A 15,058-nucleotide genomic window follows, 5' to 3' on the forward strand; every position below is an offset into this window, starting at 1 on the left:
AATAATACGAGGTGTGTTCTATGACGAATAGAAGAGTAGTTGTGACAGGTCTTGGAGCGGTATCCCCGCTTGGACTGGATGCTAAAACCAGCTGGGAAAATGCATTGAAAGGTGTTTCAGGCGTAGGCCCTGTCACACGGGTAAATGCAGATGATTATCCTGCTAAAGTGGCTGCAGAAGTAAAAGACTTTGATGTTGAGCAGTATATGGATAAAAAGGAATCCCGTAAAATGGACAGGTTTACTCATTTTGCGGTTGCTGCTTCCTTGATGGCTGTAAAAGATGCGAATCTAGAAATAACAGAAGAAAACGCACCTAGAGTCGGTGTCTGGATCGGTTCAGGTATCGGCGGCATGGAAACATTTGAAAATCAATTCCAAACCCTTCTTGAAAAAGGACCGCGCCGTGTCAGCCCGTTCTTCGTTCCGATGATGATTCCTGATATGGCTGCAGGACAAGTGTCCATCGCCCTTGGTGCTAAAGGCTTTAACTCCTGTACAGTAACAGCATGTGCAACAGGAACAAACTCCATTGGAGATGCCTTTAAGGTTATTCAGCGCGGAGATGCCGATGTCATGGTGTCAGGCGGAGCGGAAGCCCCGATTACACGCATGTCCTTTGCAGGCTTCTGTTCAAACAAAGCCCTTTCCACCAACCCTGATCCAAAGACAGCAAGCCGTCCATTTGACAAAGACCGTGATGGATTTGTCATCGGAGAAGGTGCCGGCGTTCTTGTACTGGAAGAACTTGAACATGCTCTTGCAAGAGGAGCTAATATTTATGCTGAAATCGTCGGATACGGCGCAACAGGCGATGCTTACCATATTACTGCACCTGCTCCAGACGGAGAAGGCGGCGTCAGAGCCATGAACATGGCTATTGAAAACTCCGGCCTGAAAGCAGAAGATATTGATTATATTAATGCCCACGGCACAAGCACGCCATATAATGATAAATTCGAAACAATGGCTATCAAAACAGTATTTGGTGAGCATGCCCAAAAACTTGCCATCAGCTCAACCAAATCCATGACAGGACACCTTCTTGGCGCGGCAGGCGGCATTGAAGCGATTTTCTCCGTAATGGCGATCAAAGAGGATGTCGTTCCTCCGACAATCAATCTCAAAAACCAGGATCCTGAATGCGATCTTGATTACGTTCCGAACGAATACAGAAAAATGGAAGTCAAAGCTGCATTGAGCAACTCATTAGGCTTTGGCGGACATAACGCAACGATTATCTTTAAAAAATATGTATAAACCCACAAATGCTCCGGTCTGACCGGAGCATTTTTTTGTGGATGAAAACCGAATTTTTCTGCACATGGGCAGACACTTGCTATAGAAACCCCTCATATCCTATTACAAAGGGTGTGAGACGATGAGTGTGATTGCCACTGATAAATGGCTTGAAGAGAGCTCTCAGCACAGCAAAATCAGCAAAAAGCTGAAGCCTTATTTCCCGGGACAGAAAGAAAACCTCATTTTCAGCGAACTGCTGAATCATGGAGTTTACAGAAGCTCATCAGACTGTGAAAAGCTTGTCCGCGAATTAAAGCAGCAGAACACATGGGGATTTATTAAATCAGAAAGCGAAAAGCTAAAAAGGCTCTGGAACGGACCTGACGTGCCAATTTTTATCTTTCCGAGCGATATGTCCAGCAGCAGGCTGAAAAAAGACCATGGCGGAAAATCAGGACTTGCCTTTAATGACAAACTCTTTTTATTCCTGACCCCTGAAGTGGGACTGACAGACAGAAAAGCCCTGCTTATCCACGAATACCATCATGTATGCCGGATTGCCCGAAATCCGAAAAGGGAAGAAGATTACACACTCGAGGACGTCGTTATCCTGGAAGGCATGGCTGAAAATGCAGTCAGGGAAACACTCGGAGAAAAGCCTGTAGCCAAATGGGCTAAGCTGTATACAGAAGAACAAATCAAACAAATCTGGAACAAGCACATTGAACCGAACAGAAAAATCCGCCCCAAAGACCAGAAGTTTCATAAAATTCTATACGGCAAGGGATTTTACCCGCCAATGACTGGCTATGCAGCAGGCTATTATGCCGTAAAAAAATACATGTCCTCTAAAAGCCTGACAACAAAGGATATGCTTTCATTGCCGGCAGAGCAGATTATCAGGGCTGTGTTTTAAACAGCAAGCTGCCTAAAAGAAAAGACAGGGATAATGTGAGTAAATTGGAATAATTTTTCACCTCGCTGCCTATACTGATTGACAAAAGGCTGCAAAGTGAGGGGTAAAGAAATGTTGTTTCTTCATGATGTTTGGGTAAATTGGTTCGAAGGTGAAGAGAATGGATACAATGTCTGCGATTTTCATGAATGGCGGAAAGATGACAGCGTGGAGCTGCTCGATCAAGTACCGCTGCTCAAAGTTGACCATCTTCTGTTTGACTACATCGAGAATGATTTGGCTGAACTGCCGCAAAGCTTGCTTAAAGATGTTCATCAAAAAGCATATATAAGAAAAAATCATGAAAGAATTCAACTGGAATATTGCTTTGTGATTACGGACGGCCAGGGAATCTTAGCAGTAGACACAATCAGCTACACCATACCAGTCAGAAAAAGCCGCATTATCCCAAGGCAGGAGCAGCTTGTCTATGACATGGTGAAAGATATTGAACCGGAAGCATACCCATTTAAAAACCCGTTCCACGAGGAGAAAGAACACCATATTCTTTCACTCTCGCCGCTCTATATGAGAGGGCTTACCAGAAAAGAAAGACAGTTGAAACAGCTGCTATTCATGGCGCTTGACCAGCTTCTGACATCAAAAAATGCAGCAGCGCTCAAATACTGGTACACAGAATGGAATCCAGCAAAATACCACGATATCCAATCATTGGACTTTGATGAAATCTGGCAGATGCTTTACAACGAAACACTTTACGGCTGGTCGCCGAAGCACGTTGCGCTCTGTGAACACCTTGTAAAAGGACAGCCTTTCTTTGAGAGACTGTGGGAAATGGAGCATCAGCCTAAGGTGAATTGATGTTGAGGCGGACAAGCATGGGGGATGGGAAGTCTCTGTCCCCAATATAGGGAGTGGCCTGGCCCCCGCTGCGTTAAAGCAGCAGGGGCCAGGGGGAACGTGTGGAAATCTCTTTAGTGACAAAGTGTTCGATAAACGGGGACAGGTCTTTCGCTCTCTAAAGGATAAAGGGCCAGGTACCAGGCAAGCGGTACCTGGCCTTTTATGCTTTAAAGCAAAAGGGGACAGGAATAGCAACCCTAAACACTAAGCGGCTCCAGGTCTGAAGATTGCAGGGACAGCTCTTTACTCTGTTAGCACACTGGGGGCCAGGTCCCTACAATATTGGGGGACAGAGACCCCAACGCCCTCCCTAAACCATGAAAAAACATAAAAAACCCAGGCGAGTCCACTCCGCCTGGGTTTCCCATTTACTTTCTCTTCCTGCCAAGCCCCATCGCATTTTCCATCTTCTTCAGCATTTTGCCCGCTGCGCGATTGGCTCTTTCAGCTCCTTCATCCAAAATTCTGTCAAGCTCATCGGATTCCATCAGCTCATAATACCTTTCCTGAATAGGAGACAGCTCATTGATAACGACCCCGGCAAGATCGGCTTTAAAATCTCCATAGCCTTTTTCTTCATATTTGGCTTCCAGTTCTTCCATTGTTTCGCCGGTAAAAATAGAATAAATGGATAAAAGGTTTGAAATGCCGGGTCTGTTTTCTTTGTCATACCGGATGGTGCCCTCTGAATCTGTCACAGCGCTCTTGATCTTTTTCTCAATCGTTTTTGGATCATCAAGAATGGTGATAAACGATTTTGGATTTGGATCAGATTTGCTCATTTTTCTGGTTGGTTCTGCCAGGGACATGATTCTTGCTCCAATTTTCGGAACCCTGATCTCCGGAATGGTGAAGATATTGTTGTATTTCTTATTAAAGCGTTCAGCAAGGTCTCTTGTCAGTTCAATATGCTGCTTTTGGTCTTCTCCAACTGGAACAAGATCTGTACCGTAAAGCAGGATGTCAGCCGCCATTAGCGGAGGATAAGTCAGCAAACCAGAGGAGACCGCTTCTCTTCCGGCGGATTTATCCTTGAACTGTGTCATCCGTTCCAATTCTCCAATGTAGGAAATGCACTGCATCATCCAGCCTGCCTGGGCATGTGCCGGCACCTCTGATTGAATAAAGAGGGTCGCTTTCTCAGGGTCAATGCCAATGGCTAGATACAAGGCGGCAAGGCTGCGGGAGTTATGGCGGAGAGCAAGCCGGTCCTGCGGAGAGGTAATGGCATGCTGATCCACCACACAAAAGTAGCAATGATAATCATGCTGCAGTTCAATAAACTGCTTCATCGCTCCGATATAATTTCCGAGTGTGACCGAACCGCTCGGCTGTATGCCTGAAAATATTGTCTTCATAATTTCACTCCTAAAAGTCTGTTGGAATATAAAAAGGCCCATTCATTCCTGCTGTATGCAGGGACGAATGAACCGCGGTACCACCCTAATTGCTCTAAACTAAGAGCCACTTTCTGTTTTATAACGTCAAACAACACGGTTTCCCCTAATAATGCAAACGTTCAGGAAAACAAGCTCAAAGCCCATTCCACGGTGCTCATTGCCTGCATTCCAGCAATTGCAGGCTCTCTGTAAATGAGGGATTCCGTGTACTCTTCTTTTCATCGCACAATATAAGTTTTTTTTATTATAAAGAATCTGCAGGCAATCTGCAATAGGCGTCACACATAATAAATGAGAAGACAAACGGCCATAACAGCTGCAAGACCTGCTCCTGAAAGGAAAAGAGGCTTGAGGTTCAGGCTGACAAGCTCTGACAGCGGGGCCATTTCATCCACTTCTTCTTTTGAGAGCTCGCTTCCTTTTGACTGGAAAACGCGGCGGAATCCATAGGTTATGGAGTCAAAAAAGCCTTCCTGAGTCACATAAAGGAACAGCCCGGAGAGAAGGAGGAAAAAGCTGACGAGAAAGCTCATATTGATAAAGGCCAGCAGATCGAAACTATGGTAAACAATAAAACAAAGGATGACAGATACGGCAAAAGAAATGAAAAATAGGAGGATCGTTTTTTTCAATAGAGGTACCTCGCTTACTGAATGCGGTTTTAGTGTATATGAAAGGATTTTACTAACATCCCCATAATATTTCAATAGTAAATCATTATTGAGGGAAAATAGAGAGTGAGTGAATTTTCCTACTTTTTCGTCATTTATAGAATGTGCATATTTCACATATTAAGAATTTTACGATCCGTTTAAAAACAATTTACAATCAACTGGAAGTAGGGCAAGAGGTGGTTATATGCCATATAGAGGGTGATAAATGATGTTGAAAATATGGGTAAAAAGAACTATTTTTTAGGCCTGAATTCTCTGTTTTATTGCATTTTTGTAAACTTTCTTAAAAAAATACATGTACAATTATTCAAAAAATTGTATAATAGTCCTTGTAAGAATTCTCAGAAAAATTACAGGGGGGTCAAGTAGGTGAAAAAGTCTAAATTTTCTCTGATCTTAGGTTTAGTACTAGTTCTTAGCTTATTCTTATCTGCATGTTACGGCGGCGGAGGGAATAAGACAGAAGGTCAACCTAAAGAAGATGGCGGGGGCAACACGAGTGGAACAGATGCTAAACCAAACGTGCCGCAAGAATTAAAAGTATTGGAAACATCTGAAATTCCAGGTATGGACAGCGTCATGGGTGAAGACCAAATGACATTCACAATGCTGAACAACACAAATGAAGGTCTATATCGTTTAGATAAAGATCAAAAGCCTGTTCCAGGTGTTGCTGCAGGTCCTGCAGAAAACAACGGAAAAGACACTGAGTTTACTATTAAACTTAATCCAGATGCAAAATGGTCAAACGGTGACCCTGTCACTGCAAACGACTTCGTGTATGCATGGCAGCGTTCATTGGATCCAGCTACTGCTTCTCCATACGGACCTTACATGATGATCGGCAAAGTATTAAATGCTGACAAAGTGTATGCGAAAAAAGCAAAGCCGGACGAGCTTGGAATTAAAGCTCTTGACGATCATACATTGAAAATCACTTTCGTTAAACCGATTCCTTACTTCGAATCATTAATGGCTTTCCAAACGTTCTATCCTCAGAATAAAAAATATGTTGAATCTCAAGGCAAAAACTTTGCTACAAATGATAAAACTCTCGTTTATAACGGTCCTTTCAAACTGACTGACTGGGATGGCCCGCAAGATACAGAGTGGGGCATGACGAAGAACGATACTTACTGGGATGCAAAAAATGTAAAGCTTGATAAAGTATCATTCTCAGTTTCAAAAGATCCTCAAGCTTCTGTTAATGCATACAATGCAGGCGAAGCAGACTTGACTGGAAAGCTAGCACAAGCTTCTATCATCTCTCAATTTGAAGGATCTCCTGACTTGCAGCGCTACCTTGAGCCGTCTGTATGGTGGCTGAAAATGAATGAGAAAAACCCTATCTTCAAAAACTTGAACATCCGTAAAGCTGTAGCAATGGCTGTGGATAAAGAAGCGCTAACTAAAAACGTTCTTGCAAATGGTTCTGTTCCAGCAGACTACATTGTTCCAGCAGAATGGATTAAAAGTGAAGACGGCAAGGACTTCCGTGAAGGCGGATCTTACCTGAAAACGAATAAAGAAGAAGCTACAAAGCTTTGGAAGCAAGGCTTGAAAGAACTTGGAAAATCTAGCGTTTCTGTAACATATGTTGGACAAGATACTGAAACATCAAAAATCACTGACTCTTTCATTAAGGACCAGCTTGAAAAAACACTTCCTGGTTTGAAAGTTAACATCGAAAGCGTACCTTTCAAAATCCGTCTAGACCGCGAAAACAAGCAAGACTATGACTTGCTGATGGGCGGATGGGGACCTGACTACAATGACCCTATGACATACCTTGACCTTTGGGTAACTGGCGGCGAACAGAATCATATGGACTTCTCTGATCCAGAGTATGACAAAATGATTGCTGCCGCTGACAAAGATGGTGATGCAGCTCACCGCTGGAAGACTCTTCAAGATGCAGAAAAGAAACTGCTTGAAGATGATGCAGCACTTGCACCAATCTATCAGCGTGCTTTGAACACATTGCAAAAGCCTAAGATTAAAGGCCTTGTCCACCATGACCTTGGCGGCGAATACAGCTTCCAATGGACAACGATCGAAGGCGAATAATCAATTAACAAAATAACAGGTAAAAGGCTATTGTTTGACAATAGAAGAGAGTATATCTTTATACTCTCTTTTTACCTGTAAAACAATTGTCGAATTTAGTACCTTTTTTGGATTTATTTAGGAGGTGTAATCCACCATGACAAAGTATATACTTCAAAGAATTTTATACATGATTGTTACCCTGTTTGTTATTGTTTCACTCACATTTTTCCTCATGAAAATTGTGCCTGGAACTCCGTTCAGCTCTGCTGAAAAATTATCACCGGATCAGCTTCAGATTATGAAAGAAAAATATGGACTGGACAAGCCGCTGCCTGTCCAATACCTGCAATACATGGGCAGCCTTTTAAAAGGTGACCTGGGTGTGTCCTTTAAATTCAGCAATACTCCTGTTAAAACAATTTTACAGAGTGGTATATCGGCTTCCGCAACGCTTGGGTTCCAGGCCATGGTTTTTGGTTCCATCATCGGCATACTTCTCGGTATTTTTGCAGCGTTAAAACAGAATACCTGGATTGATTACGGTTCTACATTGTTAGCTGTAATCGGAAAATCGATTCCGTCATTTGTTTTTGCGGCACTGCTTCAGTATTTCATTTCAGTAAAGCTTCATTGGCTGCCTGTTAGGTCCTGGCATGGCCCGGAATATAGCATCCTGCCGACAATCGCACTTGCTATGTTCCCGATTTCAATTGCAGCACGTTTTACAAGGACAGAAATGATTGATGTATTAAATTCTGATTATATTACTCTGGCAAAAGCTAAGGGTGCAAGCCCGTTTCAAATCTCATTTAAACATGCGGTAAGAAATGCCATGATTCCGGTTATTACAGTCCTGGGGCCACTCGCTGTCAGCTTGATGACAGGCTCCCTTGTTATTGAGAATATTTTTGGTATACCGGGCATCGGCAACCAGTTTGTTAATTCTATCGTAATCAATGATTATTCCGTTATTATGGGAACAACCATCCTGTTTGCCTTCCTCTTTGTTGTCATTACACTTGTGGTAGATATTTTATACGGAGTTATTGACCCGCGTATCCGTGTTTCAGGAGGCAGCAAATCATGATAAACACTGAAAAGAAATTTCCAAACGGTATGTTCGAACCTGCCCATGTTGATACTTCCAAAAGTGAAAAAATTGAAAAGCCTAGTCTGAATTACTGGCAGGATGCATGGCTTCGAATCCGGAAAAACAAAGCAGCAATCGTCAGCTTAGTTATCCTGGCACTATTAGTGATAATGGCATTCGTTGGCCCGCTGCTGACACCATACAAATATGATAAACAAGATTCGAGCTTTAATAACCTTCCTCCAAGAATTCAAGGGCTTGAAAACATTTCCTGGCTTCCATTCACAGGAGTAACAACAAACCGTTTTAATGGACAAAAGGTAGACCAGTATGAAGTTAAAAAGGCAAAGGACAGATATTACTGGTTTGGTACTGATATATTAGGAAGAGACCAGTTTGCAAGAGTATGGAAAGGAACACAGCTGTCATTGCTGATTGCCTTAATTGCAGCTTTAGTAGATATGATTATCGGGGTAGCCTACGGTGCCATATCTGGCTATGTAGGAGGCAAAACGGACGCCATTATGCAAAGGATTATCGAAATCCTTGTGGGTATTCCGAACCTGATTGTCGTAATCCTAATGATTCTCGTTCTAAAGCCAGGGATCATCCCGATCATCGTGGCCCTGACAATTACTGGCTGGGTTAGTATGGCAAGGGTTGTACGTGCCGGTGTCCTGAAAATGAAAAATCAGGAATTTGTCCTTGCAGCTAGAACTCTCGGAGCAAGCAATGGCAAAATTATTTTTAGGCATATGATTCCAAACATGTTTGGCGTCATTATTATCAATACGATGTTTTCTATTCCAAACGCGATCTTTTTTGAAGCATTTTTAAGCTTTATCGGTTTGGGGCTAAGTGATCCAAAGGCTTCTCTTGGTACCTTAATCAGTGATGGCTATCATCAAATGCAGGCATATCCTTATCAAATGGTTATTCCAGCAATTGTCATCTCTCTTTTGATGGTAACATTCAACCTAATCTCAGATGGCTTGCGAGATGCTCTTGATCCTAAAATGCGTGATTAATAGGCAGGTGAACCTTAATGGAAAAAATACTAGAAGTGAAAGATCTTAATATCTCGTTTCATACGTTCGGCGGTGAAGTACAAGCGATCAGGGGTGTAAGCTTTGATTTATTTAAAGGTGAGACGCTTGCGATCGTTGGGGAATCAGGTTCAGGAAAATCAGTTACAACTAAGTCAATTATGCGCCTGCTTCCAGAGAGCAATTCCGAAATTAAAAGCGGGGAAATTCTTTTTGACGGCAAAGATCTAACAAAACTGAAAGATCAGCAAATGCAAAAAATCCGCGGAAAAGATATTTCGATGATTTTCCAGGATCCGATGACCTCGCTGAACCCAACGATGACTGTTGGAAAACAGATTATGGAACCGATTATCAAGCATCAAAAATTATCAAAATCAGAAGCGAGAGCCCGTGCAATCGACTTGCTGAAGCTTGTTGGCATTCCAATGGCAGAAGCCCGCTTCAAACAGTATCCGCACCAGTTTTCAGGCGGTATGAGACAAAGGGTGGTTATCGCCATTGCGCTTGCCTGCAATCCAAAGGTTTTGATTGCGGATGAACCGACAACAGCTCTTGATGTAACCATTCAGGCACAGATTCTAGAATTGATGAAAGATTTGCAGAAAAAAATTGATACGTCCATCATTTTCATTACACATGATCTTGGTGTTGTAGCAAACGTAGCTGACCGTGTGGCCGTTATGTATGGCGGGAAAATTGTTGAAATCGGGACAGCTGATGAAATTTTCTATAATCCAAAGCATCCTTATACTTGGGGATTGATTAGCTCCATGCCTGACCTTGATACAGCAGATACTGAATTGTTTTCCATTCCCGGCACACCGCCAGATCTGCTGAATCCTCCAAAGGGAGATGCTTTTGCAGCAAGAAATCCTTTCGTATTGAACATTGATTTGGAAGAGCAGCCGCCTTTCTTCCAAATTTCAGATACTCATTATGTTGCTTCCTGGCTTTATCATAAGGACGCGCCTAGAGTAGACCCGCCGGAAGCTGTGAAAAAGAGAATGCGCCAGTTTCCTGCGAGCAAGGAGGGCAACGTAAATGTCTAAACAGGATAAACTTCTTGAAGTGAAAAACTTAAAGCAATACTTTAATATGGGCAAGCCGAACGAAGTCAGAGCGATCGATAATGTCTCCTTTGATATTTACAGAGGAGAAACGCTTGGTCTTGTAGGAGAGTCCGGCTGCGGAAAGTCTACAACAGGCAGAACCATTATCCGCTTGTATGATGCGACTGACGGCCAGGTTATTTTCAACGGTGAAAATGTTCACGGCAAAAAGTCCAAAACGGAATTAAAATCCTTAAACCGCAAAATGCAGATGATCTTCCAGGATCCATATGCTTCCTTGAATCCGAGAATGAAGATTTCTCAGATTATTTCAGAAGGCATTGATATTCACGGCCTGGTAAAGACTCCGCAGGATCGAATGAACCGCGTATATGAGCTGCTTGAAACAGTTGGTTTGAACCGCGAGCACGCGAATCGCTATCCGCATGAGTTCTCCGGCGGGCAGCGCCAGCGGATTGGGATTGCCCGGGCACTTGCTGTTGATCCGGACTTCATTATTGCGGATGAGCCGATTTCTGCATTGGATGTTTCCATCCAGGCGCAGGTTGTCAACCTTTTGAGAAAGCTTCAAAAGGAAAAAGGATTAACCTATTTGTTTATCGCTCATGACCTTTCAATGGTTAAATACATCAGCGACCGTATCGGCGTTATGTATTTTGGCCGTCTTGTTGAATTGGCGCCAGCTGATGAATTGTATAAGAATCCAATCCATCCTTATACACAATCCCTGCTGTCAGCCATTCCGCTGCCAGATCCGGATTACGAAAAAACACGCATCCGTAAAGTCTATGACCCTTCTAAGCATAAGCTTCAGCCTGGAGAGGAAATGGAATTCAGAGAAGTAAAGCCTGGACACTTTGTCATGTGCTCACAGGAAGAATTTGAAAAATATCAAAAAGAGTCTTTAAGTGTTTTATAATCCATCTTCAGAAAGCATCCTTCCTAACGTTTGGAAGGATGCTTTCTTGCTTTATCCTGCCTTATAGGTATTTAAAATTATTTTGCCTGCTGAAGGCAGATGCTACCATTTCACCTATTAAATATCAATTTCTGCTTTTATAATAAAGATGAAACAGAAGACGTGAATGGAGATGGGGGAATGAAGATTGAAACGGTGGAAAACAGCAGGAAGATTGCTGCTGATCAGCGGTATTGCGGGGATGGCCATTTCTATCCCGGCAGAAGCTGCTGAACAGGAACAGATTCTTTCAGCGAATAGGGTTGAGTTAATTAAAAAAGAAATTCCCGAGAATATGCCGAGATTTAATGAGACAAGCCTGAATATTCCTTATCCAGATGCTGTGCGGGGAATATATGTAACTGGAAATTCAGCCGGCGGAGAACGCTTTAAAAGGCTTGTCAAAATGATGGACGAAACAGAACTGAATGCCATGGTAATTGATGTGAAGGATGACAGAGGAAATTTAACCTTTCATCCTGACAAAAGTTCACCATTTTATGATATCAGCAAAAATTACATAAAAGACCCGAAAGCCATGCTGAAGGTCCTTGAACAGCATAAGATTTATCCAATAGCGAGAGTGGTTGTTTTTAAGGATACAGTCCTTGCCAGCATGAAACCCGAGTGGTCGTTTTTAAAAGGGAGCGAGCCTTGGAAAAATGGGAGAGGCGATTCATTTGTCAGTCCATTTGAAAAGGAAGTATGGAAGTACAATACTGATGTTGCCAAAGAAGCTGCAAAAATGGGCTTTAAAGAAATTCAGTTTGATTACGTGAGATTTCCGGAAGGCTTTGAACATATGGACAAAGAGCTAAAATACAACCTTGGCGATTATAAGGATGTCCAGCAGGATAATGTTCAAAAACGTGTTACAGCAGTAACCGATTTTGTAAACTATGCCAAAACCCATTTAAAGCCCTATGGGGTAAAAGTGTCAGTTGATATCTTCGGTTATGCGGCAACATTGCCTGAGGCTCCTGGAATTGGGCAGAACTTCACGAAGATCGCAGATCAGGTAGATGTGATCTCAGCGATGATTTATCCAAGCCACTGGACGCCGTATTTCGGCATAAAAAAACCTGACCTTGAGCCATATAAGCTCGTGTCAGCCTATGCGAAGCTCGAAAAGGAACGGCTGGATACCTTGAAAACAAGGCCGGTCTCAAGACCATGGATCCAGGATTTTACAGCATCTTATCTTGGCAGCGGCAACTACAAGCCGTATGGAAAAGCTGAAGTCGAGGCTCAGATCAAGGCATTGAATGAGCAGGGTATAAATGAGTTCCTGTTATGGGATGCAGGCAACAGCTACACTGAGGGGGTAGATTATACTCCGCTGAAAAAATAGGGGCAAAGGCCAGCTGCTCTTTCTGCTTTTTTTCCTCCTTCTTCACATCTTGTCTCATTAATATGCTTAGAGTAGGCAGATGAAGGAGGAGATAAACATGATTTTTCGTGAACGGCTGGAATCCCTGCTGGGGGACCTGAAGCAGCCCAGTGCTTCTGAGATGAAGGCGGCATTGATTAGTTTGAAGATCAAGAAAGAGGATTTGGCGGAGATTTTGCCGGAAGATAATGGGCGTCCTTATACAAGAACGATCCTGTATAAAAATGACGAGATCGAGCTGATTGCCATGAAGTGGTCAAGTGAGATGGATTGTGCGCCTCATGACCACGGAAGCTCTGCCGGCTGGATTCAGGTCGCTGGAGGCAGTTCAAGCCACACCATTTATAAAACTGGAAAAAACGGTATGCCTGTGACTCACGCAGTAAAGATTGAACCTGAAGGGCGCGTCTTTTATGCCCCGAAAAGAATGATCCATAAAATGGGGGCTGCCGGCAGCAAAAGGCTGATTACGCTTCATTTGTATTCCCCTCCAATTACCGGCATGAAGGTATATGATCTTGAAAAATGCGCCGCCTGTATTGTATCGGAAGAATGCGGCGCCTGGTGGCCTGAGGAGCAAAGGCAAATCGTAAAAGAGATAAAAATGAACCTTTTTTCTTGAAACCTCCAGAGGATTTAAACCGTAATACCATTAATCCCTTTTAATTTTGTTCCAGCCGCTTTGAATGCTGAGTGAACGGCTGACGCTTTCTGACTGCTTTTTTCCCCGGAAAATAAATTGCCCTGCACCGTTTGCAAAAACACCCATCATAGCTGTCATGCCGATCACAAGTCCGGAAACCAGAATAAAATCAATCGCGTATTGAATCATTCTCTTAACCACTCCCTGAATGTATTGTAACTTCATTTTACTCAATGTTTATCAGGATAAAAAGAGGGTAATTTAAAAATACAAGACAGCGAAAATAAAGGATTATAGGAGAACGATATGAATTGGTATGAAAAATTAAGCCGTTACTTTCCAGTTGAAGAAATGAAATCAAGAGAGCATATTGAAGCTCTTTTAAAGGAAAAAAGCGATATCTATTTTAAAGATGAAGGCGAACATCATGTACTCATGTATGCTGAGCTCGAAGACTTTGTCTTTGTTGACTATTTATATGTTTCCAAAGATTCGAGAGGGCAAGGCCTCGGAGGCAAGCTCATCAAGAAGCTGAAAGAAAAAGGCAAACCGATTATTTTAGAAGTTGAGCCAATTGATGAAGGTGACGAAGATACGGCAAAACGCCTTCGTTTTTATCAGCGTCAGGGCTTCCATCATGCCCAGTCGATTGGATATAAGCGCCGGTCCCTTGCTACAAATAAAATCAACCAGATGGAAATTCTATACTGGTCTCCTGAAGACCGTTCAGAAGAAGACATCTATAATGCAATGAAAAGAACGTATGAGCTGATCCATACATACCGTGATGTGGATTGGTACGGCGAGTCTTATGAAGAAGTTCATGAGGTGCTCGAATACGAAAAGAAAGAAAAAGAAGAAGCATCTATTTTCGATGAATTGAACTAATTGAGAATTTAACAGCATACTGCCTTTAAAGTATATAAAATTGTCCGTAGATTCCAGAAGGGAAATCATCACTGAAATGTTTTGGCGCCTAATAGGCAGCATTTGCTAACATGTCCTCCAATATAAATAAATCCTTTGATACATTAGGGTTTATGCCATCTGAACTGAAAAGATTTTATTAGCAGAACGGAATTTGCTAAAAAAACATATGCATACTTACTTTTTTATAGTATAATGCATAATATAGATTCCTTCTTTAAAGTAATTTTTATCTAGATAGCAAATGATTCTCTCATTCAATAAATGGAGGAGTGAAGAACTATGGTAACTTTATATACATCACCAAGCTGTACTTCATGCCGCAAAGCAAAAGCATGGCTCGAGGAGCATGAGATTCCTTATACAGAAAGAAACATCATGGCTGAATCATTGAGCATTGATGAAATCAAAGAAATTTTAAGGATGACAGAAGACGGTACAGATGAAATCATCTCAACTCGTTCTAAAATCTTCCAAAAGCTGAACGTGAATGTTGAAACGATGCCTTTGCAGGATCTATATCAGCTGATTCATGACTATCCTGGCTTATTGCGCCGTCCCATTATGATTGATGAGAAGCGCCTGCAAGTTGGATACAATGAAGATGAAATCCGCCGCTTCCTTCCAAGAAAAGTACGCACTTATCAGCTTCGTGAAGCACAGCGGATGGTTAACTAATCATTCTGCGATACAGAAGGCTGGCCTTTATGGCCAGCCTTTTCTTATTTTATCAGAGTGGATAAATATT

Annotated in this window: 15 protein-coding genes and 1 other annotated feature; of the genes, 12 read left to right on the plus strand and 3 right to left on the minus strand. The window is 42.5% G+C overall.

Annotated elements, in window-relative coordinates:
* Window positions 1-20 precede the first annotated feature (20 nt).
* The 3 genes from fabF to LRR81_RS11965 all read left to right on the plus strand — a co-directional run bounded on the left by fabF (window position 21) and on the right by LRR81_RS11965 (window position 3,018).
* Entirely contained in the window at window positions 21-1,259 is a 1,239-nt protein-coding gene (gene fabF, locus LRR81_RS11955; protein ID WP_231789606.1) for a beta-ketoacyl-ACP synthase II, read from the plus strand.
* 121 nt (window positions 1,260-1,380) lie between these two features.
* Entirely contained in the window at window positions 1,381-2,157 is a 777-nt protein-coding gene (locus LRR81_RS11960; protein WP_231789607.1) for a DUF2268 domain-containing protein, read from the plus strand.
* Window positions 2,158-2,268: 111 nt separating this feature from the next.
* A complete protein-coding gene (locus LRR81_RS11965) occupies window positions 2,269-3,018 on the plus strand; it encodes a YjbA family protein (protein WP_231789608.1) in 750 nt (249 codons plus the stop codon).
* Window positions 3,019-3,428: 410 nt separating this feature from the next.
* Here the strand turns inward: LRR81_RS11965 and trpS are convergent, their stop codons facing one another.
* Window positions 3,429-4,421 (minus strand): tryptophan--tRNA ligase, encoded by a 993-nt coding sequence (gene trpS, locus LRR81_RS11970; RefSeq protein WP_231789734.1) that lies wholly within the window; start codon window positions 4,419-4,421, stop codon window positions 3,429-3,431.
* A gap of 53 nt (window positions 4,422-4,474) precedes the next feature.
* Window positions 4,475-4,691 (minus strand) — a binding site (T-box leader).
* Between the two features lie 47 nt (window positions 4,692-4,738).
* A complete protein-coding gene (locus LRR81_RS11975; RefSeq protein WP_231789609.1) occupies window positions 4,739-5,092 on the minus strand; it encodes a DUF3899 domain-containing protein in 354 nt (117 codons plus the stop codon).
* Window positions 5,093-5,503: 411 nt separating this feature from the next.
* Here LRR81_RS11975 and LRR81_RS11980 point away from each other — a divergent pair, with 411 nt between their 5' ends.
* From LRR81_RS11980 to LRR81_RS12010, 7 genes are all read left to right on the plus strand, one after another.
* Window positions 5,504-7,201, plus strand: a complete 1,698-nt coding sequence (locus LRR81_RS11980; protein ID WP_231789610.1) for a peptide ABC transporter substrate-binding protein — start codon at window positions 5,504-5,506, stop codon at window positions 7,199-7,201.
* Window positions 7,202-7,337: 136 nt separating this feature from the next.
* On the plus strand, window positions 7,338-8,270 hold the full coding sequence (gene opp3b, locus LRR81_RS11985) for an oligopeptide ABC transporter permease (RefSeq protein WP_231789611.1): 933 nt from the start codon (window positions 7,338-7,340) through the stop codon (window positions 8,268-8,270).
* Entirely contained in the window at window positions 8,267-9,301 is a 1,035-nt protein-coding gene (gene opp3C / locus LRR81_RS11990; protein ID WP_231789612.1) for an oligopeptide ABC transporter permease, read from the plus strand. Before opp3b ends, opp3C begins: the two co-directional genes overlap by 4 nt.
* 17 nt (window positions 9,302-9,318) lie before the next feature.
* Window positions 9,319-10,371: an ABC transporter ATP-binding protein gene (locus tag LRR81_RS11995; protein ID WP_231789613.1), complete on the plus strand. Its 1,053-nt coding sequence runs from the start codon at window positions 9,319-9,321 to the stop codon at window positions 10,369-10,371.
* Window positions 10,364-11,311, plus strand: a complete 948-nt coding sequence (locus LRR81_RS12000; protein WP_231789614.1) for an ABC transporter ATP-binding protein — start codon at window positions 10,364-10,366, stop codon at window positions 11,309-11,311. The genes LRR81_RS11995 and LRR81_RS12000 overlap by 8 nt, the downstream gene beginning before the upstream one ends.
* A 241-nt stretch (window positions 11,312-11,552) precedes the next feature.
* Complete coding sequence (locus tag LRR81_RS12005) at window positions 11,553-12,701, plus strand: putative glycoside hydrolase (protein WP_231789735.1); 1,149 nt, start codon at window positions 11,553-11,555, stop codon at window positions 12,699-12,701.
* A gap of 97 nt (window positions 12,702-12,798) precedes the next feature.
* On the plus strand, window positions 12,799-13,362 hold the full coding sequence (locus LRR81_RS12010) for a cysteine dioxygenase (protein ID WP_231789615.1): 564 nt from the start codon (window positions 12,799-12,801) through the stop codon (window positions 13,360-13,362).
* 30 nt (window positions 13,363-13,392) lie between these two features.
* Here the strand turns inward: LRR81_RS12010 and LRR81_RS12015 are convergent, their stop codons facing one another.
* Entirely contained in the window at window positions 13,393-13,572 is a 180-nt protein-coding gene (locus tag LRR81_RS12015) for a hypothetical protein (RefSeq protein WP_231789616.1), read from the minus strand.
* A gap of 117 nt (window positions 13,573-13,689) precedes the next feature.
* Here LRR81_RS12015 and LRR81_RS12020 point away from each other — a divergent pair, with 117 nt between their 5' ends.
* Both LRR81_RS12020 and spxA read left to right on the plus strand, forming a co-directional pair.
* A complete protein-coding gene (locus LRR81_RS12020; RefSeq protein WP_231789617.1) occupies window positions 13,690-14,271 on the plus strand; it encodes a GNAT family N-acetyltransferase in 582 nt (193 codons plus the stop codon).
* Between the two features lie 321 nt (window positions 14,272-14,592).
* Window positions 14,593-14,988: a transcriptional regulator SpxA gene (gene spxA / locus LRR81_RS12025; RefSeq protein WP_231789618.1), complete on the plus strand. Its 396-nt coding sequence runs from the start codon at window positions 14,593-14,595 to the stop codon at window positions 14,986-14,988.
* Window positions 14,989-15,058 lie beyond the last annotated feature (70 nt).

Origin of the sequence: Metabacillus kandeliae, assembly GCF_021166585.1 — a bacterium.
Taxonomy (GTDB): Bacteria; Bacillota; Bacilli; order Bacillales; family Bacillaceae; genus Metabacillus_B; species Metabacillus_B kandeliae.